Raw genomic sequence first — 24,896 nt, forward strand, 5'->3', positions numbered from 1 at the left:
TAGTTTATAGCTCAGCGTAACTCAACAATTAAATGTCAAACTGTTTCATCTTATTGTAGAGTGTCTTCCTGTCAATGTTCAACAGCCGCGCTGCTTTGCTCTTATTAAAATTAACATCCCGAAGCACCTGCATGATCATGTCATACTCGGCTTCATTGGCAACTGTTTTCAGGCTGGGCTTGGAATCATCACCGTCCAGTGTTTCCATTACCGGAGCTGCTATGCTGGTGGTTGCTGCTATTGTTACAGGCTCCTCGTCCAGGTCTTTCAGCTTTTTATAATTGACAATTTCAAAAGGCAGTGATTTCTCCTCGATCAGGTCGCCATCGGAAAGCAGCGTAGCACGTTTGATGACGTTTTTCAGCTCTCTTAGGTTACCCGGCCACGAATAGCTCAGGAAATCGTTCTTAACATCCTCCGAAAACCCGCTTACATTCTTGTTCAGCTCCACATTGGTGGTATCCAGGAATGTGTTTGCAAAAAGCATCAGATCATCTTTCCTGTTTCTCAATGCAGGCACTTCTATCGTGAATTCATTGAAACGATAGTAAAGATCTTCCCTGAATTTCCCGTTTCTGGCCGATTCAAGCAACCTTTCATTACTCGCAACAATAATCCTTACATCCAGATCGATCTCCTTTGATCCGCCGATGCGGCGCATCTTACGCTCCTGCACTACACGCAGCAAAGCCACCTGTATCTCATAAGACAAATTGGAAACTTCATCCAGGAACAATGTTCCGCCATTAGCCATTTCGAAGTGGCCTATCTTGGTATTCAATGCACCTGTAAATGATCCTTTTTCGTGACCAAAAAGCTCGCTGCCGGCCAGTTCTTTAGATATGGCACCGCAGTCCATCGCTACAAAAGGCATATCCCGTCTTTTTGACCGGTTATGAATTTCTGCTGCAATGGCTTCCTTTCCAGATCCGCTTTCTCCGTAAATGATAACGCTGAAATTAGTAGGCGCAACAAGGTCAACCTGGCGGAAAAGATTATCCGAGACTTCACTCTGGCCCATTACATAACCTGCTTTAGTCCGTGAACTAAGCTTACGGGCAGGTTTTGTGGTTTCCGTAGATCCTCCGCTTGGGCCGGAAGCAACCGCTGTATACTCAAATTCCTCGTTCTCTCTAGATTCCGCGTCAGCAATGGCCTTTTTCACCGTTACCAAAATTTCGTCCGGAAACAATGGTTTGGTGATATAGTCATACGCTCCGAGTTTCATCACGCTAACCGCCACCTTAATGTCGGAATAGCCGGTTATAATGAGCACGGGCACATTTGGACGCTTTGCTTTGATGGCAGTGAGCAATTCTGTTCCCGTGATGTCACCCAAACGGAAGTCGGTCATTACCAGATCAGGCGAGATGGAATCGATCAGTGCGAGGCCGTCTTTACCATTTTGCGCAGTTTCTACTATAAAGTCATTCTTTGATAAAAATCTCTTCAACAAGAAGCAGATATCTGCCTCATCATCAACAACAACAATTTTTTTCATGCCAGGTTTTTAGGGCTAAATCCAGTTGGTTTGTAAGCTGCTTAAATGGTTACTCTTAATCTTGCAGTCGGGATATTTAATTGTTCCCGGTATTTCGCAACGGTCCTTCTAGCCACAGAATAGCCTTTTTCGGAAAGCATATCTGTAATTTGCTGGTCGTTGTACGGATGTCTTTTGTCTTCTGCTCCCACGATCTCCCGGATCGCCTCCTGAATTTCACGGTTGGAAACCTCGGTGCCGTCCTCATTGGTAACGCCTTCTGTGAAGAGGTCTTTGAGCAGCACGATCCCGAAAGGTGTCTGAACGTATTTATTCGTCGTTACCCTCGATACTGTCGAAATATCCATACTGATGATCTCGGCAACGTCTTTCAGGATCATGGGGCGTAATTTTTTGATGTCGCCCGTTTGGAAATAGTCGTATTGCAACTTAACGATGGCCCTTAATGTGCTCAGCATTGTGTTTTCACGCTGCTTGATCGCATCAATGAACCATTTCGCCGAATTCATCTTGTTTTTCAGGAACTGGTTCGTTGCCTTATCATTCTTTTGTTCGGCCATTTGGGTAAACAATTTGTTCAACCGCAAAGCCGGGCTGTTACCCCATGTTAGCTGCACTTCTATCTCACCATCCTCAGTATACCGGAGCATAAAATCCGGCTTAATGCTTTCATTCACGATGGAATCATTGCGGAGGCCGGATGCTGGTTTTGGATTCAATGTTGTGATCAGCGCGATGGCTTTCTTCAACGATTCCTCGTCGAGGCCGGTAATGCGCATGATCTTGTCATAATTTCTTGAACCCAGCTCATCAAACGCATCCGTTACAATCTTGCAGGCCCACTTCCAGGTGTCGTCCTGGTTTTCGATGCGGCCAAGCTGAATCAGCAGACATTCCCGAAGATCGCTCGCTGCGATTCCTGCCGGATCAAGCTGCTGAATGATTTTAAGCATCCAGTTGACCTCGTCCGTGTCAATAAACATGCTGTTGGCAAAGGAAATATCATCGGCAATTACATCGCTTTCACGTCTCAGGAAGCCATCTTCGTCCAGGGAATCCAGGATAAAGTCTGCAATCAGCTGCTGCCGTTCGTCCAGCCTCAGGAAATGCACTTGCTGTTTAAGGTCGTCCCGGAAAGAAATCGTTTCCACCATAGGACGTGTATAAAGCTCATTATCAGGCGACTGGTTATTGGCATAAGTCTTATAATCCGGGACATCATCATCCCTGAACTCATCCCAGTCGTAATAATCCTGCATGGTATTATCATCGCCCGTGCCTGTGTCGGCAGGATCCTGAAGATCGTCACCAGCATCTTCCGAAGCATTATCGTCCTTACCCTCCTCTAAAATAGGATTTTCTTCAAGCTCCTCTTTAATTCTTTGTTCAAGCTCCATTGTTGTCAAATGCAGTAAATTCAGCATCTGAATTTGCAACGGAGAATATTTCAGGGTCTGTCTTTGCGTCTGCGTTTGTCTTTGCATATAGCAACCAAGGGTAAATAATTAGAATTCTTAAAGTTTAAATTTACGACTCTTTATCCAATATCTGCAATGAGCGGGCCGATTCTAAATATTGCGTACTTATTTCCACATTCTGAGTACAATTGTTCAGAATGCTTGATGAATAGACGAACATTTGTGCTTCTTACTATTTTCAGAAGACCGGCGTAGCCGTATTGAACAGACGTGGTCAGGCCAAACGTCTCACCATATTTATCTTTTGACCAAAATATCTAACTCCCATTCTCTCATTTAGTTACTTCGAAAACCGGGTGGAAAATCAGAGCAGAATTCCGGGAACCCAGACTTTAACCATAACAAAAGAACGGACAGCCAACGATTTTATAAGTCTAAATCGCGAAGAGGCATATTAAGCAACTTTACAAAATTCTTGCCGCGGTCTGGTTGCAAAAAAAAACCTTTCAAGACTGAAAGGTTCTATACTTCTAAGGAAATTGTAATTTGTTAAGCCACATTAACGGGCTTTTCATCGGTATTTCTTTTTACCCAGCGAAGTCCTTTGAGCAGCAACTCCCTTCCTTCCGGCACACCGTGCTTCACGATTACATTTTTAACGATCAATGGCACCACGTAATTAAGTGGCGGCGGCAGGCGACGCAATGCTGTCTTGGCAAGAATTGCACTTACGCCCATCTCAATACTTTTGCCTGAGCTGCTGCTCGGTCCTGCAAGAAACATGTTCTTCACATAGTTGACCGTGCTCTCAATAGGTGTAGAAGTTTCCTCTTTCCCAGTGTTTGTTGATGAATATTTCATGTTATGATGAAGTGATAGAATTTCCGGCGGCTTTACAGCGCCGGAAAAAATGTTATTGATATCTGTTGATTTCTTCTTTTGCAGTGTTCGAGTATTCGTCTGCCTTGTCGAAAGCTGCATTTTTATATTCTTCGCCTTCTTCTTTGATCTGTCCGGCTACATTAGAAGCCTTTTCTTTGCTTTTTTCGAGCGCTTCGATCAGGTCAGTTGCGAGGCTATTCGTTTTTTTCTTGATTTTCGTTCTCGTCTTGTTACCGTCTTCGGGCGCAAATAGCAACCCGATTACAGCTCCAACCGCTGCTGCTGTTATGATTCCCCAAAATGCTTTATTACCATTCATGATATTCTTCTTTTAATGTGAAAATTTCATTTACCCTCCATCATCTCCAAATCCTGTACCAGTAATAGGCTGCACAGCAAACGGGATAATCGTTCTACACATTATATGAAGCAACATTACCCTTCATTTCACAAAATCTATCTTAAACGCTTGTTACGCCTCTCAGATGGCAGGATTATTGTAAATGAGGCTTCTGTATACACGTTTTAAAACAACCTGGAATACTTTTAAAATCTACCTTCCTTCAAATGACCAAAAATTCTATTTCTGACACATCGCTATGAGAATTGTAATTATTGAAGATGAAAAGGATCTGGGTGTGTTGATGCGCAATTTTCTAGTGAAACAGTTACATATTAAGTCCCCGGAAGCGTCCATAAAGGTGGCTGCTTCGCTTACAGAAGGCTTTCAATGTATAGTTGAACTTGATCCTGACTGGATTTTCATCGATAATAACTTGCCGGATGGAAAAGGAATTAATGAGATTCAGCGCATTAAGACTTCCATAATCGTCAAAGACACGAAGATTGTAATGATGAGTGCTATGACAAATCTGCGTGAGGAAGCTTTTAAACAAGGTGCCGATTACTTCCTTGACAAACCGATCAGTTTCGTAGAAGTAAAGAACTTGTTTGCTAACAACAGCAATGGTCACGAATAGATTATCGAAAGATTAATAGTAGAGAATATTGCGTGTACTGTGGATTTACGCGATAAATACGTAGAAATTAATTCTCAAATAGCATTTTACTAATATCGGGAAGAATGTTGGATTAAAATAAAACAGGGCATTTTGTTCCTGATTTTCCGCGCGATCCAGGCATTCTCACTTTCTGACTTTTGTAGCGGACGTGCTTTTTCTTTTCCTTATCCCCCTTTTTCTTTTCATAAGGAATCATCTTGAAATCGTATTCCGGTATAAAATAGTCTTCCTTGTACTCAGCAACGGGAAGCGGCATGTAATGTCGTCCGGGAAATGCAAGCACATCATATTCATAATCGTAGAGATATATCGTCACAAAACCGTCACGGCTATATTTGATCCCAATATCTGAAAATGGGCTGTTTTCATCGGCTGAGGCTACGAGCCGCATCATTTCCTTCTGCTTTCCTTTGGCCAGAATGGTCATATTATACTGAAAAACGCGATGCAGCGAATCAATTTGTAATGCAACGCCCAGATAATATTTGGCCTCCTTCATCTTGTCTTTGCCGGCATACATTACCGCCGTATTATTCAATGCACTTTTATCCTGGTAAGCCTGATAACTCAGTTTCGCCTGATCGAAGTTGTCAAGATAACGATATACGTTACCCTGGTTCACATTGTAAAATTTCCGCGAAGGCGCATTGTCGAGAGCGGTTTTAAAATCGTTGTAAGCTCCGTCATATCTTGCATTTGCCTCATTGACCTGATGCCGCTGTTCATGCCTGTTTCCTATATACGCCTGAATGATACCATGGTTATTGTGTAAAAACGGCAACTCAGGCTTTTCCTTTACCAGACTGTCAAACAACGCCATTGACTTATCCAGCTGGTCATTTTCAAGCAATACGATCCCCCATCCGTTCTGTGCGTTCACATTGGCGGGGTTTAGAGAAACCGCTTTTTTGAAAACCTGATATCCCTTTTTATACATATCAAAATGCATGAGCAGGTTTCCGTAATTGCTCCACATTAAGTCATAACCCTGCTCATATACGAGCGCTTTCGATAAGAACTGCCCGGCTTCGGAATAGCGCTTCTGGTCAATCATGATGCTGCTCATGCCGGCCAGCGCCTCGTAGCGGGTGGGATCCAGCCTGATTGCCGTGTTGAAGTCGTCCTGGGCTGGATTTACCTGTTTGAGATAATATTCGGAGAAAGCTTTTGTGACAAAAAGATCTGCAAAAAACTTGTTATCCTCATCCAGAGCACTTTCTGCTTTCTTGAAATCTTTCAATGCCAGGTCATACTTTTTTTGCCCGTAATAGGAAACCGCACGTCCCAGGTAGGCTGGTAAGTAAGTCGAGTCCTTTTTTATGACCCGGTCAAAAAGGGTGAATGCTGTCTGATATTCATGTTTTGATAGGTGTGTATTCGCTATTCCCGATTGCAGGGCAGGCGTTTCACGCTTTAATGTTGAGGCCAGCTTGTAATAACGCTGCGCTTCACTGATCTGCTTTAAACCATAAAACGAATGCGCCATTCCCAGATAGGCATCACCCCGGAAAGTGCGGTCATCGGTTTCGAGATATTTTTCAAAAACGGCCTTCGCCTGGCCAAACTGATTGAGTGATAACAAAGCATTGGCGTAGCGGATCTGCGCTTTCAGATGGTTTCGCGAAACCTTTTCAAAATCCTTCACGGCTTTCTTTTCATTGCCGGTCCGCATGAGCATGTCGCCCCTTTGCAAGCGGTAAGCCATTTCATCTTTCTGGCGGATGGCTGTTGCCATCTCGTCCACAGCCTCGGGAAGCTGGCCTTTGTATTTGTAAACCATTCCGAGATTGTAATTCCACTTCCCGCTGGTATTTTTTGCGTTGTTACCATTGGCAAAGCTCAATGCATCTCCATATTTTTTCTGCTTACCATAGGAAACCAATGTATTCAAAATGGCCTGCGTGCCGCCGGGTGCATCCGTAAAGTCATTTCTTGCAGCGTCGTACTTGCCGGACAGCATGCTGAAAAGCCCTCTATTATAATGTAAATGTGGATCCTGGGTGCTCAGATCCAGCTCTTCCATAATGTGATGTGCCTTTTGAAAGTTGCCGAGCAATGCGAGAATAACGGCCTCATTATTCATGCGCTGCACAGAATCGGATGGCTGAAAAGCCTGTTTGTGGTATAGCGCGTAGGCTGCTTGCAAATTGCGGATGCCCCGCTGGTAAGTGTCTTCACGAAGCAGCGCAGGGTTATTTTCTTCGAAAGACCGGTTGAAAACGGGAAGCAGCTCTTTGACTATTCGCTGGCATTCATTGAAATCCTGTGCTAACGTAACGCCGGGAGTTAAAAGCGTCAACATCAACAACATACCTTGGAGAAAAAACAGGCGGATCTTTTGTAGCATTACCAAAAAAGATGGCTCAAAAAGACCGAACCTACAAGTAATGTTTCAGATTTACAATAATTACGGTAGCCGATTAATAGAATCCGCTAAAAATATAATTTTTTCAATAAATAAGATTATCGAAACCAGAACTACTTTTACAAGGCCGAGTTCGTCCTACTGCCCAGTCATGTAATGTTTTCTAAATGTGCCTCTAATAACCCGAGCCCGAACTAAAAACGGTCGGGCGGATTGGGGGCATATTATTTCAAAATTAATATCTTGCAAATAGTAAGTTTTACCATGCCCCCTTTTCCCGGCTCCGTTCAGGGTGTTACAGGGAGAGTTTGGTAAATGTAATTTTTATAAATAATTCAACTTGATATGCCCCCGATTAATAAAGATAAATTCATAGTATATCAGGTATTTACCCGTCTATTCGGGAACCAGTGCGCGACAAACAAACTATATGGCTCCATTAAAGAAAATGGCTGCGGAAAATTTAATGATATTACTGAAACTGCGCTTGATGCACTGAATGATTTTGGCATTACGCACGTGTGGTATACGGGTGTGCTGGAACATGCGACATTGACCGATTACAGTAAATTTGGAATAAATGCCGACCATCCCCTGATTGTAAAAGGAATCGCAGGCTCACCCTATGCTGTTAAAGACTATTACGACGTAGACCCGGACCTTGCGGTGGACGTTAACAATCGGATGCAGGAGTTTGAGCAGCTTGTTCAGCGGACGCATGACAAGGGTTTGAACGTGATTATCGACTTCATCCCTAACCATGTTGCCCGACAGTATTTTTCAGATGCAAAGCCTTCAGACGTTAGGGATTTTGGAGAGGATGACGATAATACGGTAGGTTTTAATCCAGATAACAACTTCTATTACATTCCCAACCATGATTTTGTCGTTCCTGAAGGTCATAAGCCGCCCGTCGAGGTTACTGCCCCATATCATGAACGGCCGGCCAAAGCAACCGGTAACGACGTTTTCCAGGCACAGCCAAGCCAGTACGACTGGTATGAGACCATTAAGCTGAATTATGGTGTGGATTATCAAAACGGCGGATTGCGCTATTTTGATCCGATCCCTTCGACCTGGCTGAAAATGTACGATATCCTCCGCTTCTGGACCCAAAAAGGTGTAGATGGTTTCCGGTGCGATATGGCGGAAATGGTCCCGGCGGAGTTCTGGGCTTGGGTTATACCAAAGGTTAAGGAGCTGAAAGGCAGTGTTATCTTCATTGCCGAAATCTATAATCCTGCTCAATATCATCACTATATCCGGACAGGGAAGTTTGACTATCTGTACGACAAAGTAGGCTTATACAATTCTTTGCGGAGCCTGATGGAAGGCCATGGAACGGTGGAGGACATTACGCGCATATGGCAGCAGGAATCAGGGGATATCAGTGCAAATATGCTCCGGTTCCTTGAAAATCACGATGAGCAACGCATTGCGTCGCGGTATTTTGCCGGCGATCCGTGGGCAGCGATTCCAGCTATGACATTGAGCGCTACATTGCATACAGGTCCGATGATGATCTATTTCGGCCAGGAGCTGGGGGTCAATCCCGTAGAGCCGGAAGGTTTCCAGGGTGATGACGGGCGCACCACCATTTTTGATTATTGGGGCGTTACCGAATTCCAGCAATGGGTTAACGGCGGGAAATTTGATCTGGAAAAACTCACTGCCGACCAGAAAAAGTTGCGCGCTTTTTACGAGACGCTGAACCACTTTGTCCGAGAAAACGAAGCCGTTTATGCCGGATCGTTTTACGACCTACAATATGCTAATGTCGACGGCCAGTCTCAGAATTATGACAAAAGGCTGCAATACAGCTATTTGCGTTTCACTGAAAATCAGAAACTGCTTTTTATTTACAATTTTGATAAAGAAAAAACCGTTGAAACGACCGTTAAAATCCCACAGGACGCCTGGGAAAACTTTCTGAAATTAGGCAATACAGCGGCTTACAGATTGAAACCGGTCTTCCCGACATTCATTCCTTCGCCGAGCCTGAGGACCAATGAGATCACATCTACGGGTGTGCAGGTGGGACTGCCGCCTAACTCTGTTTCTGTATATGAAATCGAGGCAAAATGAGCATGATCAAAGCCGGAATGCTTAAATTTGATTCAGGCAAATGTTTATTTGACAGTTATAAAGCGTAAACTTTACGCAAAAAAGGAAATTTCAGCATGATCAGAATTATTGTTCTATCCATTTGTCTTCTTTCAGCAACCGGTTCATTTGCACAGCTCGCTGTTCAAAAGGTGTTTGCACAGAAAATGGATTTACCCGAGAGCAGGGATATCGGGACGCAGGTTTTGCGTATGGGTGAATCGTTTCTGGGAACGCCGTATGTTGGGGGAACATTGGAAGGAAATCCAACAGAACGGCTTGTCTGCAAATTCGATGGGCTGGACTGCACTACACTGGTGGAAAGCGCTGTGGCCCTGGCCATCGCCAAAAATGAGAACCCTACTTACGATGGTTTCAAAAGTGAGCTTACCAAGCTGCGTTACCGGGACGGCGTTATAGACGGATATCCTTCGAGACTGCATTATGTGCTCGATTGGATGTATGAAAATGAAAAGCGAGGACGACTTGAGAACATTACCACAAAAGTTGGCGGAGTTCCGTTCAGGAAGGAAATCAATTTTATGTCCAATCATGCAAATCTTTATCCCTCTATGGCGGAAACGGCTGTCTGGGAAAAAGTGCGTGAGCAGGAAAGCATCATTAATACGCGGGAGCACAGCTATATCCCAAAGTCCGGCATTCACAAAGCGGAGCCTATGCTGCACGATGGCGACATTGTTGCATTTACATCCTCCGTGGAAGGCCTTGACGTTAACCATATGGGAATTATTTCCAAAGTAGGCAGCCGCGCTTACCTGATTCATGCATCGTCTACGGGCAAAAAGGTGATTATGACCAGTGTTCCGCTTGCCGAATACGTTGCTTCGGTCCCCAAGCATACGGGAATGATCGTAGCGCGACTCAACGATATCTGATCCAATGAATGAATTTTTAAATGTGCTCGATTATCGGAATTTGCCATGGTTAATCGTGCTGGTCGCAACTGTCATCGGCCTGATATGCAGCGCAATAGTTATCAATCTTATCAAAATCACAGCTTCAAGGAAGGAATGGCGGGCAGTCAGGGCTATTAAGGACAACCTTACCAGTGTGCTGTATTTTTTCATCCCGCTTGTCTTAATCACCGCCTCGCTTAAAACTTATTCTTTCGGCAATAAGGAGTATTACTGGACCTTCACGATCAGTAAGGTAATGTTAATAGCAGTGACAACGTGGCTCATGACGCGCATTGTCATCATTGTCGAAAAAGTGCTGATCGACCAGCTGGATTTTACCTCGCCGGACAACAACCAGGCGCGACGCTTATTCACTAAGATCAAGTTCGTGAAGCGCATTGTCATTATCCTGATCATCATTATAGGCGTTTCAATCCTGTTGCTGAGCTTCGAAAGCGTGCGGCAATATGGGGTTGGTATCCTTACATCTGCGGGTATTTTCAGTGTGATCATTGGTTTTGCAGCGCAAAAATCGCTGGCTAATCTCATGGCTGGAATTCAGATCGCATTCACACAGCCCATTAAGATCGATGACGTTGTTATTGTGGAAGGCGAATGGGGACGCATTGAAGAAATCAATTTGACCTACGTGGTAGTTAACATCTGGGACCTGAGAAGGATCGTCTTGCCGATCACTTACTTTATTGAAACACCATTTCAAAACTGGACGCGCAATGACAGCGCGCTCGTAGGAACCGCTTTTTTTCACCTCAACTATTTGGCGCCTATCCCCAAGCTCAGGGAAAAGCTGAAAGAGATCCTGGATGAAACACCGCTTTGGGATGGCCGGTCATGGGCATTGCAGGTAACGGATACGCAGGGGCAGCTCATGGTTGTGCGGGCCATTATGTCGGCCCGGAATTCTTCCCAGACATTCGACCTGCGCTGCCTGGTTCGGGAAAAAATGATTGAATTTATCTCTCAGGAATATCCGGAAGCATTGCCCAGCCACCGGATTGAAGAAGCGCACAAGCAAGACAATATGCTCCCTGAAACCAAGCTCAACAGATAAAAAGAATGGCCTCCGGAAGATCCGAGGGCCATTTTTTTCTTACTACTCACCTAACTCAATTTAACTTACCACTGCGCGTAATAGCTAATGAATGTTTTCTGGTACAAATGACATTTAACCGTGTTAAATGCACATTAATACCGAATTAAATATGCGTTAAAAAGGAGGGAATTTCAGAATGAATGTTGTTCCTGAGCCCATAACTGACTCTACCTCAATGCTGGCGCCCTGCATGTTTATAATGCGCTTGGTCAATGCCAGTCCTATGCCATAACCTGCCTTACTGATGGTGGTGGCACTTCTGTAAAATGTGTCGAAAATGTAAGGAAGCTCGTCGGGCGCGATGCCTGTGCCCACGTCTTTGAAAAAGATCCTGATCAGGTCCTTATGAATTTCAAGAAACACATTCACGGTCCCATCATTGGAATATTTGCAGGCATTGTCCATGAGGTTCATGAATGCTGTTTTGAGCAGGCTTTCGTCGCCATATCGCTTCAATTGCTCCTCATCATCGGGAATATTGTCGTAATGAATGTGCACTTGGTAGCCCGGATTCTTCTGCTGTACGGATGCTTTTGCCTGCCACAGAACTTCATCCACCCTTATTTTTGAGAATGTTACCCTGAATGCATGTTCTTCCGTTCGGGCCAGTTCCAGGAGCCGGCTCACCAGCTCATTCATTTCCCGAGCCTCAGACCAGATTCCTCTTAATGCATCTTTATATTCCTCCGTAGGCCGGTCCTTCATCAGGCTCAGCTCAGCTTCGCTCATGATCAGTGCAAGCGGTGTGCGCAGCTCGTGCGATGCGTGGGAAACGAAGTTTTTCTGGGCAATGAAGGCGATTTCGAGCCGGCTCAGCATCTGGTTGAATGTCTGCGCCAGTGCGGCCAGTTCGTCCTTTTCCCTCCCTACTGTTACTTTCTCGTGCAGGTTGCCTGCCGAAATGTTGTTAACCTGTGAGATAATGTCGGAAACGGGTTTAATGGCATCATTCGCAAACTGCCAACCAGCCACGCCGACCAGGATAAGGGATAAAAGCCAGCCGATCAAAAGTATCTCACGCAGCCTTTTCAACTGGTTCATTCCCGGAAAATCATTGGCCACGGCCATCACAACCCATGGTTTCCTGTGATCCTGTAAAACGTGCCTGATAATGATAGCCTCTTTGTTATCGTGCTTGGTGCGGATCTCCTTCCCTCCCCGGGCTTCTCCCAATATGTTTTTGGAAAGGGTAAATTTCTCGTCCCCGCTCGTAAATATGAGCGAATCGGAGCCATCGTATATGGTTATTTCTTCGTTGAGCAGAATGGCATTATTCGCTTTTTCAATTTTTTCGATGTCCGCCTTACTGATGCCCTGGCTCGCTTCTACCAGCTGGGCAATGGTCTGCCCGCGCTCGTTCAGAAAAGAATAAAATTGTTTTTCCCTGTACTGGTCGTAAAAGAAGTAAATGGCGATGCAGAACAATGCCATGATGGAGCCTACCAGCATGGTAAAAAGCAATGTCAGGCGCGACTTAATGTTCATTCTTCCTTGAAGATGTAACCCATTCCCACTACGGTATGGATCAGCTTGGTAGGGTAATCTTTGTCTACTTTCTTTCTTAAAAAATTAATGTAAACATCAATTACATTGGTTCCTGTATCAAAGCGGATATCCCAAACCTGTTCGGCAATGTCTACACGTGACACCACGCGGCCTTTGTTTCGCATAAGATATTCCAGCAGGGCAAATTCCTTGGCAGTAAGGTCGATGCGGTTTCCGCCGCGGCGCGCCACTTTCTCATCCAGATTCAGTTCAAGATCAGCCAGGCTCAGAATCTGATTGGACTGCTCTCGGTTGCTGTTTCGTTGGGATAAAACCTTGATACGCGCAATTAATTCCCTGAATTCGAATGGCTTAACAAGATAATCATCACCACCTGCTTCAAAGCCATCCAGTTTATCATCAATGGTTCCCAGGGCAGTCAGGAAGAGAATGGGTGTGGCCAGGCCGTCGTGACGGAGCTGGCGGGCGAGGTCGTATCCGTTTAGTAAAGGCAGGTTAACGTCAAGAATGATCACGTCAAATCGATAGTTAGCGGCCATTTTCTTGCCTACCTGCCCATCATATGCCAATTCAACTTCCCAAGACTGTTCTTCAAGGCCTCGTTTGAGGAACCCGGCGAGTTTGGGTTCATCTTCGACAATCAAAATCTTCATATGAGTGGTGAGCAATTTTATTTGCCAAATGTTGCACAGAATTTCTCCTAAAAAAAGGCTGTCCGAAAATATCGGACAGCCTTTTCGTCTATATCCACACCATTAGAACGCCAGCAATCAAGTGCATTCCGTTCAATTATAATGCAAAATATATATTATTTATTATAAAACATAGGCATTGGACGATTCTACAAAATTAAATACAAGTGTTTCAGTAATAATCAGTTCCGTTATCCAACTCGGAGCGCTCGTCAAATGCACCAAAGTCGTCTTCTTCCAGCCGCATTCCTTTTACCGCTTTTTTGATCAGTCCGATCTGCCCGGCATGGTATACATCGTGCTGGATAACTCCGTGAATCAAAGTATAATAACTGTAATCGCGACCCGGCACGAACTCTTCCAGGAAGCTGTCGCTTTCAATTTTTTCAAGCTCCGAAATCAATTCTTCCTGCGAAAGGCTGAGCTCCATTTGAATGGCTTCCCACTCAAATTCGTCAACCAAAGGAAATTTTTTCCAATCCTTATCCTGCGTTTTGATATCAAACTCAGCATCTCCCTGTATTTTCCGAACGGCAAAAATGCGCCACGTGGTCATGTGATAGACGATCTCTGCAATCGAATGTGTATTGGTGCTCAGCCTTACTTCTGCCATTTTGGGTGTCACGTCACGCAGTGCTTCTACCACCGAAGGCCCATACCATGCTTCCTCGCTTTCGTAGGTATCGTTCAGTACATCTATGATCCTTAAAATCTCTTCTTTAGTTTCCATATAAAATGAATGTGTTTGTGCGATGTTAAATGATTTTCGGTTTGCTGCAACCAATTTAGTTTTTTAATAGTCCTGAAAGATATCTGCAACGAATAAAACTAAAAAATTGAGCTAAGAAATTACCCAAAATAAAATGTTCAATTTCAAATTTCGTTTAATTATCATATTTAAATATAAGAAGGAAACATGTTAAAAAAAGCTTCATTGTTCATACTCATGGCAGGAATAGGCATGATGTCCTGCTCCAAAGATCCTATTAGTGATTTATCAACGGAAGAAACCCTTGTTTACATAACCAATCACGATAAAGCGGCTAATTTCAATCAATACAAGACATTCAGCATTGTGGACTCGGTGCTGGTTGTGGAAAACGGACAGGCCGGAACCGCATTAAGCGAGCTGGACCGGGACGTTTTGATCCGCATTATTTCCAACATGGAAAAGCTGGGTTACAAGTATGTCAGCCCTAAAAGCAAGCCGGATATCGGCATCAACGCCAGCTGGATCACGAACACTTACCTGAATGTGGTTTCGCAGCCAGTATCATCTTATTATGGCGGCTACTGGGGCGGCGGCGGATATGGTTACGGCTATCCGAATTACTATCAGTATTATCAGACCAGCGAAAGTTACTGGCTTATTTCCATGCTCGATTTCAAAAACCCGAACACCGTGGATAAGACCTTTAAAGTGGTGTGGGACGCGCAGATCCGCGGCGCAGGAATCGGTGACAGACAATTTGTGGACACAATGGTTGACTCGATTTTTGGTCAGTCAGGTTATTTAAAAATTAATTAAAATGAAGAGAATCATCATTATAGCCCTTTTTGTCATTGGTGCTTTTAAATCATATGCGCAGGAACCGGCGCCAAAGCTTTATACACTCCCCTCTCCATTTGAACGCTACACCCATTACCTGGCTACCGCGAGGTTGATGGGCGCAACGCCACTGGGATCATTTGCGGATAATTACATCGATAAGGCTTCTTTTCAGAACTACTCCCTCTCTATTGAATGGGTTTTAAGAAACTCGCCAATCTCCGTTGGTGGTGAAATCGGCTCGACTTACTTTGAAAAACGTATCCCGAGAGCATTATATCAAAATGGCGAAGAGGTCCTTTCGGCAGTGCAGACGCGCACCATCTCACAATATCCGGTTGAAATTTTCGGGAATTATCACATTCTGCCAAGAAATTCGAGCATACAGCCTTATGTGCAGGTAAGCGGTGGGGTCAGCATTCTGGACTACACTTTGTTTTACGGCAATCTGGCGTCTCAGGATCAGAAAGTTCGTCCGAAATACGGCATTGGAGTAGGATCAAAATTTCTTTTCAAACGCGACGGGGCTTTCGGTGTAGACGTTCGTGTTAAATATGACGGCGTTTCTTACAAGCACGAATATATCGATAAGGGGATTTCATCTCTGAACGGGTCAATTGGTTTATTCTATCGGTGGTGGTAAGTTTGCCTGATCCTTTTCATCAATCCTGCATAATCTGTGCCCAATAACAACCGTATTTTGTCAAAAACAACGTTCTTCTGGATTACCGCAATACTAGTTTTTATGACGGGATCCGGTCTTTGGCTCTGGAACCGTTTTGGCCCGTCGACCAGCCGGGATTACCCCCAGAAAGTAGAAGCATATCCTGTTGCTAAAACAATCGATTCCTCTTCTTCGGCCTGCGACCTGGTGATAAGGCGATACAAACAGATCGCGAACGAGGTGCAGTTTGAACTTGCTGCCAATGTGGGCGGCCTCTCTCCTTACAATGTTGAAATAACGCAAAAAGGCAAGGTTCAGCAATTTAAGGAGGTGCCGCATCGCTTGGGCATATGGCTTTCTATCCAACAGCTGAACCTGGAAACGGGCCTGGCTACCATTAAAATCATAAGTTTAGGACAGCCGGGGTGTAAAACTTCGGCTTCATTTAATTTTGATAAATCCAGAAAAGTTGAGATCCTGGATGCAAATAACTGGCTCAGGAAGGGAAGTCAGGATAACTGGCTCGATGTACGCCCGGTTATCGTCAATGGAAAAGTGCATTTGAAAGACTTTGGTAACTATGAAGACGGCCGCACCAAGGTGATCATGATCGATGGCATTGAGGTGAAAGGGCTGGAAAATGGCATCGAAGTGAAGCCCGGTTATTTATACTCGATCACTGCACGCTGGATCGACGCGCCGTATAATGATTGGTGGAACAAAATGCGGAATCGCTCCATACGGCAACAAAATATTTGGGTCTCAGGCAACGCGAAACCGAAAGAGGATACAAAGCTCACTCGGATTGAAATCCCACAATGGTTCTCTCCTTCGAAAACAATGAATGTGGATTTCGACACAAAATTCCCTGAATTTGAACCTATTAAGGGAAAGTTGGTGAGTCAGTATCGACTCAATAATTACGTTCCCGACGAGAATTATTTCAAACGCGGCATTACTTTCCTTTACGGCTGCAAGAATACGCCCTACCAGCGGATGCATTACACGGTCACGCCCAACTATTTTGCGGATCGGGATGAAAAATGGTTTTCTACATTATCTAAAACAGATGTGGAAGTGTACGCGGGCGTTCCCAGCTTCGGGCTATATGCCCTGGACTTTGAATTCTGGAACCAACATTACATTCCGGAAGTAAAGCAGCGGCTTATATGGTTGGTCAAGGCGATCCGTGAACGTAATCCGAACATGTATTTACTGGATTACTGGGGCGGCGGTGCTTACACCAATCCCCATATCAACACCATGGGCGGGAAAAGTCCGAAGGAACTTATGGGCGATTACAATGATCCTAAGCCTAATAATTCCAATTTCGAGCCGCTACCGAATGGCGAAAGTTTCCATAATATCTTCAATGCGACGCCGATTGACGTGTATCCGAAACCCATGTTCGCGAAAGATGAACAGGGAAACACGCCGAACAATTTTGTGCTTTTATCAGCGATCCATTCTTTGCGGATCAATAAGCTGATTCCTTATCAAAAGAATAACAAATTCATTTTTTACGGCTGGAACCGCTATATGCCGCTACATCATGATCCGATCATTCCCTGGAACTTCCAATTGACGGACCCAAAAGGTGAATTGGTCATGAACCAGCTTGAAACGATGCCCGCAAGCCAGGCATTGAGCATGTCGCTGTTTTCGCTGATCCTGTTTGACGGTTACTATTTATGGCACGACAGCGGCCCGAGCGGTAATGATCCGAATGGATATAAAGTGGGTGGCGACGCCTCGCCATGGGGATTTGAATGGTATCCTGCCAATGGCAAGACGCCTGTAACCGAAATCGGCAAAAAACCCCGTGAAGGAGATGCCGCTTATTATTGGGATTACCCTACCGAATTTTATTCGCTTGGAAACTGGATGGCAAAGCAGGTGGAAGACGTAATTGTAGATGGTAAAACCCAGGATCTCGCTTTTCAGCTGAATGGAAACTGGGTCAAGCCTAAGAAGGAACAGGTTTTACTGGCCATCGACAGGAAGGAACCATTTATAACCTCCATCGTAAAAGGGAATCAGATTGTGGTGTTGGGCGTTGATTCGTTCCAATCCCCTACCGCCAGCCGCATGGTAAAAGTGAAGCTGCCGGACGGCTCCGAAACTGCTATTGAACTTTACGGAAACTGGCCTTCGCTTTACAGAGGCACATTAAAATAAAAAACAAAAAAAACAATTGCCGGGGGCTTAAGCCCCCGGCAATTGTTTTTTTTGTTTTTTATGAAACTCTGATATAGCTTCCCAGCCATTTCAGGTGCGACCCGTATTTGTGCATTACTTCCTGGACAGGCGGATCATCCACGTGTCCCAGGAATTCCACCAGAAACCAGGCTCTGAATGTCGACGTTCCTCTTACCGGACGGCTTTCTATTTTCGTGAGGTTAATTCCCCGGTCATTAAAGTCTTTCAAAAACTCATATAGGACGCCCGGACGGTTTGTGTTAGGCAAATTCGCAATGATGGTTGTCTTATCATCATCGCTTTTAATGTTTACGAAATCCTTTGCCAAAATTAAAAAGCGCGTCCGATTCTGGTCGCTGTCTTCAATGTTATCATAAAGAATCGGGACGCCAAAGAGCCTGGCAGAAATTGAAGAGCATATAGCTGCCGAATCCGGTTCCTGTGCGGCCATTTTTGCAGCCTTTGAAGTCGATTCCACCGGGATCAGCTCGATATCCATACCTTCCAGATACTCGCTGATAAATTTTCCGCATTGCCTGAATGCAATATCCTTGGAGTATATACGCCTAATATTTTTAAGGGAATCGGATTGTGATGCGAATGTAAAATGCACTTGCAGCAACACTTCCGCTACAATAGACAGACTTTTCTCCCGCAGGAAATCAACTGTTTCAATAACAATTCCTTCCTGATTATTCTCGATAGGCACAACCCCGAACTTGGCACGTCCCGTTTCTACACTTTCAAATACAGAATGAATGGTAGGCAACACGAGATATTCACTCATCCCACCAAAACGGCTCTCGGCAGCCTGATGCGTAAAACTGCCTTCCGGCCCCAGATAGGAGACTCTTTCGGGCAATTCCAGGTTACGGGAAACCGCGAAGATCTCGAAGAAAATGGCATCAATCGCTTGCCGGGTAAGCAGGCCGTCGTTGCGTTTTTCAAGCCGGTCGAGGATCTGCTTTTCCCGTTCGGGACGGTAGATAATAGATTGGGACGAACGTTTCAGATCTCCTACTTTTTTGACGAGCTCCATACGCTCGTTTAAAATGCTAAGCAGCTGATCGTCAAGCGCGTCTATTCTGTTCCTTAGGTCTTGTAATTCCACTAAATGGTGATTATATGTGTCGGAAGGTCCGGTCAGAATTTAAAGACCCGACCTTCCGAATATTACTTTTATGATCTCAAAGATAAACAAAGAGAGTCCTACACTGCCAGTGCAAGTTCTTCAATGTTCTTTTCCGTTTTCAGGTTATCAATGATAAAACGCTGACGTTCAGGCGTGTTTTTACCCATGAAATAACTCAATAATTTCTGAATGGAAGTTTCCTTTTGAAGGATCACAGGCTCTACGCGCATATCTTCACCGATGAATTTCCCGAACTCATCCGGCGATATTTCACCAAGGCCTTTGAAGCGGGTAATCTCAGGTTTGCTGCCCAGCTTGTTCACTGCCTGCTGTTTCTCTTCCTCGCTGTAACAATAAATGGTCTCCTTTTTATTCCTAACCCTGAAAAGCGGCGTTTCCAGAACGAAAAGATGCCCGTTCCGAACAAGGTCGGGGAAGAATTGAAGGAAAAATGTCATAAGCAGCAAACGAATGTGCATACCATCCACGTCTGCATCCGTTGCGATCACGATACGGTTGAAACGCAGGTTTTCTACGCCATTTTCAATATCGAGCGCATGTTGCAGCAAATTAAATTCTTCATTTTCGTAGACAATCTTTTTCGTTAAGCCAAAGCAATTCAATGGCTTACCTCTCAAACTAAAAACAGCCTGCGTCTGAATGTTCCTGGATTTCGTGATCGAGCCGCTTGCGGAATCTCCTTCGGTAATGAACAATGTGCTTTCGTAACGCAACACGTTTTTAAGATCCGTTAAATGTAAACGACAGTCTCTCAGTTTCTTATTATGCAAATTTGCCTTCTTGGCACGGTCGTTGGCCAGTTTCTTAATGCCCGCCAGCTCTTTCCGCTCCCGCTCCGATTGTTCGATCCGCTTTTTCAATGCATCCCTTGATTCCGGGTGCATATGCAGGTAATTATCGAGTCTTTCTTTAACAAAATCATTGACGAACGTCCGCACGGTTGTGCTATTAGGGTCCGGTGTGATCGTATTTGATCCTAATTTAGTTTTGGTCTGCGACTCAAAAACCGGCTCCTGCACCCGGATCGCCACGGCGGCAATGATGGACGAGCGAACGTCTTCCGGCGCGTAATCCTTATTAAAATGCTCTCTTACCGCCTTGACAACAGCTTCCCGAAAGGCCGCAAGGTGCGTTCCGCCCTGCGTTGTGTATTGTCCGTTTACAAAAGAATAATACTCTTCCCCATATTGATTACCGTGGGTCATAGCAAATTCAATGTCCTCTCCTTTCAAATGTATGATTGGATAGCGCAACGCCTCGGGATCCGATTTGCTTTGCAGCAGGTCCAGCAGGCCATTTTGTGAAATATATTTCTGTCCGTTGAAATTAATGGTCAGGCCCGCATTCAGATAGCAGTAATTCCAGATCATATTATCCAGATACTGAGGAATATAGCGGAAATTTTTGAAAATCACGCCGTCCGGTTCAAAAGCAATGTGCGTTCCGTTCCGCTGGTTAGTCTGTATTTCTTTGGATTCGTTAACAAGCGCTCCCTGCGCGAATTCAGCGTTTTTGCTCTTCCCGTCGCGGAATGACTGCACTTTAAAATATTGTGAAAGTGCATTCACTGCTTTTGTCCCCACCCCATTCAAGCCCACCGATTTCTGAAAAGCCCCGGAATCATACTTTCCACCTGTATTGATCTTTGAAACACAGTCTACAACCTTTCCAAGCGGAATTCCACGGCCATAATCCCTCACCTCCACGCGGTGCTCTGAAATTTTAATTTCTATGGTTTTTCCGTTGCCCATCATATGTTCGTCGATGGAATTATCGACGATTTCCTTCACTAAAACGTAGATCCCATCGTCCACTGAAGATCCGTCGCCAAGCTTACCAATATACATCCCTGGCCTTAATCTGATATGTTCTTTCCAATCGAGTGACCTTATACTATCCTCATCATACTGCACGTTGGTACTTTCCATAAACTATGATCCCTTTGGAGGCTATTATTGATTTTGAATATTGTATTTTAATAATTTAAGACATTTGTCGTTACCCTGTTATAACTTTACACGAAAATAGCTTGGGCACGATTAATAGAAATTCTTTAAAAATAGGAAAAATCTAATTTACTTTGCCATGTTATACACCTCCAAATATTAAATATGCTCATATCCAAAATTCAAAAACACTAGTCTTATACAGAGTTTTAATGAATTGCAGGCATTTCAATAGTACAATATTACTTCATATGAACAGATTCAAATTGGCAAAAAGTTATAAAAGTATACTTCCTTATCTTCTCTGTTTATTCATTTCCTTACCTACCCTGTCACAGGTAATCCCTCAATCCTTCCCTACGGCCCCAGCCGGTGGTATACCACAAAGCGGCAGCACGTCCGGGACGCCACGCGGAACAACTGGTAATGCCGGCAATGCAGCGAACCAAGGCAATGCAGGAAATCAGCAAGGAAATCAGTCTGGCCTGAGCAATCAGCAGCAACAGCAGGCAAATCAGCAAAAGGCTAACATTCAACGTGATAACCAGGGAAAAGTCCTCGGCGGTCAAAACGGACAGAACCAGGATGCTGGAAATCAGGGTAAGTTAAACGACTCCACATCTGCCAAACTTCCGCCTGTGGATGCAGAAAAGGAAGCATTTCGTCAGAAGATCTACGGATATTCGCTTTTTGCCAATAAAAGTCTTGATCCTATTCCAAATTTGCAGATCGCAACGCCTACAAACTACATTGTTGGCCCGGGCGATGAGCTTAAAATCTTCATTTACAACTACGCAGAAAGCACTTACGAGGTTACTGTTACTAAAGACGGCTTCATTTCGCTGCTGCGGGTTGGCAATGTGTATGTGGCCGGCCGTACAATAGAAGAGGTTCGCAAGATATTAATTGACAAGTTCTCCAAGTTCACGCCCGGCCTGATTGGCAGCGGCGGAGAAACAGCACGCACCAAATTGATGGTAACCTTGGGCGATGTACGCACAGTAAAGGTCTTTGTAACAGGGGAAGTGATCAATCCGGGAACCTATCAGGTGTCTTCATTATCGTCTGCATTTAATGCCCTTTATCAGGCTGGCGGCCCGAATGAAATTGGATCTTTCCGTGATGTTCGTGTAGTGCGTGCCGGCAAGGTTATATCGCATATTGACATCTACGATTACCTTGTTAACGGTAAGATCGACGGTGATATCAGGGTTCAGGATAACGATAATGTTGTTGTTGGTTACTATTTGAAAAGAGCTGAGATCGCAGGAATGGTGAAGCGTCCGGGGATTTATGAACTGAAACCGGAAGAGAAACTAGGCGATATGCTTCGTTATTCAGGTGGTTTTAATGATAAAGCCTATCGCGCAAGACTTAAAGTACAAAGGATCACTTCAAAAGAACGCAAGATCCTGGATGTTGCGGAGACCAATTATGAGTCTTTTGAAATCGTAACAGGTGACTCGGTTAATGTTGAAACTGTTTTAGACCGTTTTGAGAACATTGTAACGGTTGAAGGCGCGGTAATGCGTCCTGGCGATTACGCGTTGGACAACAGCCCGTCATTAAAGCAGCTGATCGAGAATGCGCAGGGCCTGCGCGAGGATGCGTTCGTGGGACGTGTAAGCGTTCTGAGAACACGCCAGGACCTGGTTTTAGAAAGCATTTCTATCAACTATACGGATATTTTAAACAATGTCACGCCTGACCTGATCTTAACCAGGCTGGACAGGGTCATTGTTCCCTCTAAATTTGACATGGCCGAAACGGCTTTCGTAAGTGTTAACGGCGAAGTCAACAACACGAAAATCGGCGAAAACGAAGGCAAGTTTCCTTATACCGTGAACATGACGCTCGAAGATCTGCTGGTGCAAGCAGGAGGCCTCAAAGAATCGGCTTACACTTCGGAGATTGAAGTTATCAGAAGAAAAAGAAACAGCATCGCAGGAGCTGCAAACGCACAGATTTCCGAAGTTTTCAAATTTGATGTAGACCGTGATCTTTCACTTAACAGCAAAGGAAGCAACTTTACATTGATGCCTTTTGACCAGGTTACGGTGCGCAAATCCCCGAATTACGTGGAGCAACAAAGCGTGTTCGTGGAAGGTGAAGTGCTTATTGCAGGTCCTTACACCATTGTTAACAAGAACGATAAGATCAGTGATGTGATCAAAAGAGCAGGTGGCTTAACCGAACTGGCATATCCCGAAGGCGCAACGTTGCTGAGAAGAACATTGGTAAGAGAACTGGACGAGCCAACGGACTTTGATCAGGCGGAACAAACTGAAAAAAGCATTAAATCAGGGACGATTATCGGTGATGTTCCGAACGTAAAGGAAGAGTCAATCGGCATTAAGTTGAAAAACATCCTGAAAAGCCCAGGGTCGTTTGAAGACCTTATTGTTCAGGAAGGTGACATTATCCGGATACCGAAGCGTTTGGAAACAGTTCAGGTTAATGGTTCTGTCCTTTACCCGACAACGGTTAAATATGGTAAAGGGATGGCGTTTTTGGACTACATTTCACAATCGGGTGGTTTCACAGTGCAATCACTTAGAAAGAGCTCATACATTAAATATCCAAACGGAAATGTTGACAGAACGAGAAGATTCCTGTTCTTCAATGTTTATCCGAAAGTTGAACCGGGTTCCGAAATTTTTGTTCCTGTAAGAGCCGCTCCTGCGCTTAATACACAGCAGGCACTTCAAACCGCAACGGGTATCTTAGGTTCCGTAATGAGTTTAATTTTAGCAGTCTTGGCTTTCCGATCAATCAACTAATGTCAACAACGACACTACATCCGCAACAACAAGTGCCAGAAGATGAGTTGACCCCGAAAGAGGTTATCGAAAAGGTTCTGGTCGTAAAAACAGCCATTCTACGTAACTGGAAAATGCTGGTGCTATTGCCTCTCCTCGGTTTTGGGATTGGATATGCTCTGGATACATTCATTGATAAACCAAACATGTACGAAGCTGAGGTTGTTTTTAATCTTGGTACAGGCCAGCAATCGTCCGGTTTCGGCGATATGGCCGGGCTGCTTGGATTGGGAAACACGCCTGACGCGAACATTTTTACGGGTGAAAACTTCTTCTATTTTGTAAAATCCCGTCCGGTTCTTGAAAGAAACCTGATGAAAGAAGTGGAAGTGAACGGTCAGAAAATGATCCTGGCAAACTTCTTCATTGATTCAAGCGGGATCAAGAAAAAGGAATGGGAAGAAATTCCGCAAAATCACAACTTCCATTTTACCAGCCGCGATATCAAGAAGTTGGATATGAGGTCGAGGAGAATTTTGAATGAGCTGGTTATTAAAGCAGCGGGCTCAACCGAAATTGCTTCGCTCGATCGGAAATCTTCTTTCATCTCGCTGTCAACCAGTATGGAAAACGGCACGCTGGCCGGACTTTGGGTGACTAAGCTTCTGGAAACCGTTGAAGAAATGTACACGGAAAACCAGACGCAAAAATCGCGTAAAACATTAAATCTCCTTCAACACCGCGCCGATTCCCTGGCAGCTGTATTGGGCATCGCCGAACACAAGCTTGCACGACAGTTGGATTACAGCGCGCAGATCATGCTGCCGGAAGCGAAGATTTCGGCCAACAGCATGGAAAGAAAATCATCCTTCCTGCAAACGCTTTACTATGAAGCAATGGGAAGCGCTGAAAAAATGCGTGTTACCATGGTTCGTGAAGCACCATTATTTACAGAAATTGAAGGCATTAAGGTGCCTTTGGATATCAAAGCAGAAGATAAAAGGAATGCAAAAATAGGCGCGTTGGTGGGCGTAATGCTTGCGCTGATCTTTATCTATTTCAGAACGGTATTTGCAACTCCAACAGTAGTAGTAGTAAAGCAATAA

General features: G+C 44.6%; 19 protein-coding genes. 9 read left to right on the forward strand and 10 right to left on the reverse strand.

Features of this window, described 5'->3' with window-relative positions; genetic code table 11:
• Positions 1–28: 28 nt before the first annotated feature.
• The 4 genes from G395_RS0100785 to G395_RS0100800 all read right to left on the reverse strand — a co-directional run bounded on the left by G395_RS0100785 (position 29) and on the right by G395_RS0100800 (position 4,120).
• Positions 29–1,501 carry a sigma-54-dependent transcriptional regulator gene (locus tag G395_RS0100785; protein ID WP_026628300.1) on the reverse strand — a complete coding sequence of 491 codons (1,473 nt, stop codon included), beginning with the start codon at positions 1,499–1,501 and terminating at the stop codon, positions 29–31.
• Between the two features lie 41 nt (positions 1,502–1,542).
• On the reverse strand, positions 1,543–2,985 hold the full coding sequence (gene rpoN, locus G395_RS0100790) for an RNA polymerase factor sigma-54 (RefSeq protein WP_026628301.1): 1,443 nt from the start codon (positions 2,983–2,985) through the stop codon (positions 1,543–1,545).
• Between the two features lie 483 nt (positions 2,986–3,468).
• Positions 3,469–3,780, reverse strand: coding sequence for a hypothetical protein (locus tag G395_RS0100795; RefSeq protein ID WP_026628302.1), 312 nt, complete (start codon positions 3,778–3,780; stop codon positions 3,469–3,471).
• Between the two features lie 52 nt (positions 3,781–3,832).
• The gene (locus tag G395_RS0100800) at positions 3,833–4,120 is read right to left on the reverse strand and encodes a YtxH domain-containing protein (RefSeq protein ID WP_026628303.1); all 288 of its coding nucleotides are present in this window, start codon (positions 4,118–4,120) and stop codon (positions 3,833–3,835) included.
• Positions 4,121–4,400: 280 nt separating this feature from the next.
• Here G395_RS0100800 and G395_RS0100805 point away from each other — a divergent pair, with 280 nt between their 5' ends.
• On the forward strand, positions 4,401–4,781 hold the full coding sequence (locus G395_RS0100805; RefSeq protein WP_026628304.1) for a response regulator: 381 nt from the start codon (positions 4,401–4,403) through the stop codon (positions 4,779–4,781).
• A gap of 112 nt (positions 4,782–4,893) precedes the next feature.
• Here the strand turns inward: G395_RS0100805 and G395_RS0100810 are convergent, their stop codons facing one another.
• Positions 4,894–7,125, reverse strand: a complete 2,232-nt coding sequence (locus tag G395_RS0100810) for a tetratricopeptide repeat protein (RefSeq protein ID WP_229203900.1) — start codon at positions 7,123–7,125, stop codon at positions 4,894–4,896.
• A gap of 408 nt (positions 7,126–7,533) precedes the next feature.
• Between G395_RS0100810 and G395_RS0100815 the strand changes: the two genes are divergently transcribed.
• From G395_RS0100815 to G395_RS0100825, 3 genes are all read left to right on the forward strand, one after another.
• Entirely contained in the window at positions 7,534–9,273 is a 1,740-nt protein-coding gene (locus tag G395_RS0100815; protein WP_026628306.1) for an alpha-amylase family protein, read from the forward strand.
• Positions 9,274–9,368: 95 nt separating this feature from the next.
• Positions 9,369–10,187 (forward strand): N-acetylmuramoyl-L-alanine amidase-like domain-containing protein, encoded by an 819-nt coding sequence (locus G395_RS0100820; protein WP_026628307.1) that lies wholly within the window; start codon positions 9,369–9,371, stop codon positions 10,185–10,187.
• A gap of 4 nt (positions 10,188–10,191) precedes the next feature.
• Positions 10,192–11,280, forward strand: a complete 1,089-nt coding sequence (locus G395_RS0100825) for a mechanosensitive ion channel family protein (protein ID WP_035360186.1) — start codon at positions 10,192–10,194, stop codon at positions 11,278–11,280.
• 156 nt (positions 11,281–11,436) lie between these two features.
• Here the strand turns inward: G395_RS0100825 and G395_RS0100830 are convergent, their stop codons facing one another.
• The 3 genes from G395_RS0100830 to G395_RS0100840 all read right to left on the reverse strand — a co-directional run bounded on the left by G395_RS0100830 (position 11,437) and on the right by G395_RS0100840 (position 14,250).
• Positions 11,437–12,807: a HAMP domain-containing sensor histidine kinase gene (locus G395_RS0100830; protein WP_026628309.1), complete on the reverse strand. Its 1,371-nt coding sequence runs from the start codon at positions 12,805–12,807 to the stop codon at positions 11,437–11,439.
• Complete coding sequence (locus G395_RS0100835; protein WP_026628310.1) at positions 12,804–13,481, reverse strand: response regulator; 678 nt, start codon at positions 13,479–13,481, stop codon at positions 12,804–12,806. The genes G395_RS0100830 and G395_RS0100835 overlap by 4 nt, the downstream gene beginning before the upstream one ends.
• A gap of 211 nt (positions 13,482–13,692) precedes the next feature.
• Positions 13,693–14,250: a DinB family protein gene (locus tag G395_RS0100840; RefSeq protein WP_026628311.1), complete on the reverse strand. Its 558-nt coding sequence runs from the start codon at positions 14,248–14,250 to the stop codon at positions 13,693–13,695.
• 186 nt (positions 14,251–14,436) lie between these two features.
• Between G395_RS0100840 and G395_RS0100845 the strand changes: the two genes are divergently transcribed.
• The 3 genes from G395_RS0100845 (at position 14,437) to G395_RS0100855 (ending at position 17,911) form a co-directional block, all read left to right on the forward strand.
• Entirely contained in the window at positions 14,437–15,048 is a 612-nt protein-coding gene (locus G395_RS0100845) for a DUF4136 domain-containing protein (RefSeq protein WP_026628312.1), read from the forward strand.
• Position 15,049: 1 nt separating this feature from the next.
• Positions 15,050–15,712 carry a hypothetical protein gene (locus tag G395_RS0100850; protein WP_026628313.1) on the forward strand — a complete coding sequence of 221 codons (663 nt, stop codon included), beginning with the start codon at positions 15,050–15,052 and terminating at the stop codon, positions 15,710–15,712.
• Between the two features lie 102 nt (positions 15,713–15,814).
• Positions 15,815–17,911, forward strand: coding sequence for a hypothetical protein (locus G395_RS0100855; protein WP_229203901.1), 2,097 nt, complete (start codon positions 15,815–15,817; stop codon positions 17,909–17,911).
• 58 nt (positions 17,912–17,969) lie between these two features.
• Here G395_RS0100855 and pheA read toward each other — a convergent pair whose 3' ends face one another.
• Positions 17,970–19,043, reverse strand: coding sequence for a prephenate dehydratase (gene pheA / locus G395_RS0100860; RefSeq protein WP_026628315.1), 1,074 nt, complete (start codon positions 19,041–19,043; stop codon positions 17,970–17,972).
• A 98-nt stretch (positions 19,044–19,141) separates the two neighbouring features.
• Positions 19,142–21,013, reverse strand: coding sequence for a DNA topoisomerase IV subunit B (locus tag G395_RS0100865; protein WP_026628316.1), 1,872 nt, complete (start codon positions 21,011–21,013; stop codon positions 19,142–19,144).
• A gap of 269 nt (positions 21,014–21,282) precedes the next feature.
• Here G395_RS0100865 and G395_RS0100870 point away from each other — a divergent pair, with 269 nt between their 5' ends.
• Entirely contained in the window at positions 21,283–23,811 is a 2,529-nt protein-coding gene (locus G395_RS0100870; protein WP_026628317.1) for an SLBB domain-containing protein, read from the forward strand.
• Positions 23,811–24,896, forward strand: a complete 1,086-nt coding sequence (locus G395_RS0100875) for a GumC domain-containing protein (protein WP_026628318.1) — start codon at positions 23,811–23,813, stop codon at positions 24,894–24,896. Before G395_RS0100870 ends, G395_RS0100875 begins: the two co-directional genes overlap by 1 nt.

It is taken from the genome of Dyadobacter alkalitolerans DSM 23607 (assembly GCF_000428845.1).
GTDB lineage: Bacteria > Bacteroidota > Bacteroidia > Cytophagales > Spirosomataceae > Dyadobacter > Dyadobacter alkalitolerans.

Coding starts and splice junctions, on each gene's coding strand:
- G395_RS0100785 (WP_026628300.1), bottom strand. CDS start 1,501: ATGAAAAAAATTGTTGTTGTTGATGATGAGGCAGATATCTGCTTCTTG.
- rpoN (WP_026628301.1), bottom strand. CDS start 2,985: ATGCAAAGACAAACGCAGACGCAAAGACAGACCCTGAAATATTCTCCG.
- G395_RS0100795 (WP_026628302.1), bottom strand. CDS start 3,780: ATGAAATATTCATCAACAAACACTGGGAAAGAGGAAACTTCTACACCT.
- G395_RS0100800 (WP_026628303.1), bottom strand. CDS start 4,120: ATGAATGGTAATAAAGCATTTTGGGGAATCATAACAGCAGCAGCGGTT.
- G395_RS0100805 (WP_026628304.1), top strand. CDS start 4,401: ATGAGAATTGTAATTATTGAAGATGAAAAGGATCTGGGTGTGTTGATG.
- G395_RS0100810 (WP_229203900.1), bottom strand. CDS start 7,125: ATGTTGACGCTTTTAACTCCCGGCGTTACGTTAGCACAGGATTTCAAT.
- G395_RS0100815 (WP_026628306.1), top strand. CDS start 7,534: ATGCCCCCGATTAATAAAGATAAATTCATAGTATATCAGGTATTTACC.
- G395_RS0100820 (WP_026628307.1), top strand. CDS start 9,369: ATGATCAGAATTATTGTTCTATCCATTTGTCTTCTTTCAGCAACCGGT.
- G395_RS0100825 (WP_035360186.1), top strand. CDS start 10,192: ATGAATGAATTTTTAAATGTGCTCGATTATCGGAATTTGCCATGGTTA.
- G395_RS0100830 (WP_026628309.1), bottom strand. CDS start 12,807: ATGAACATTAAGTCGCGCCTGACATTGCTTTTTACCATGCTGGTAGGC.
- G395_RS0100835 (WP_026628310.1), bottom strand. CDS start 13,481: ATGAAGATTTTGATTGTCGAAGATGAACCCAAACTCGCCGGGTTCCTC.
- G395_RS0100840 (WP_026628311.1), bottom strand. CDS start 14,250: ATGGAAACTAAAGAAGAGATTTTAAGGATCATAGATGTACTGAACGAT.
- G395_RS0100845 (WP_026628312.1), top strand. CDS start 14,437: ATGTTAAAAAAAGCTTCATTGTTCATACTCATGGCAGGAATAGGCATG.
- G395_RS0100850 (WP_026628313.1), top strand. CDS start 15,050: ATGAAGAGAATCATCATTATAGCCCTTTTTGTCATTGGTGCTTTTAAA.
- G395_RS0100855 (WP_229203901.1), top strand. CDS start 15,815: ATGACGGGATCCGGTCTTTGGCTCTGGAACCGTTTTGGCCCGTCGACC.
- G395_RS0100865 (WP_026628316.1), bottom strand. CDS start 21,013: ATGGAAAGTACCAACGTGCAGTATGATGAGGATAGTATAAGGTCACTC.
- G395_RS0100870 (WP_026628317.1), top strand. CDS start 21,283: ATGAACAGATTCAAATTGGCAAAAAGTTATAAAAGTATACTTCCTTAT.
- G395_RS0100875 (WP_026628318.1), top strand. CDS start 23,811: ATGTCAACAACGACACTACATCCGCAACAACAAGTGCCAGAAGATGAG.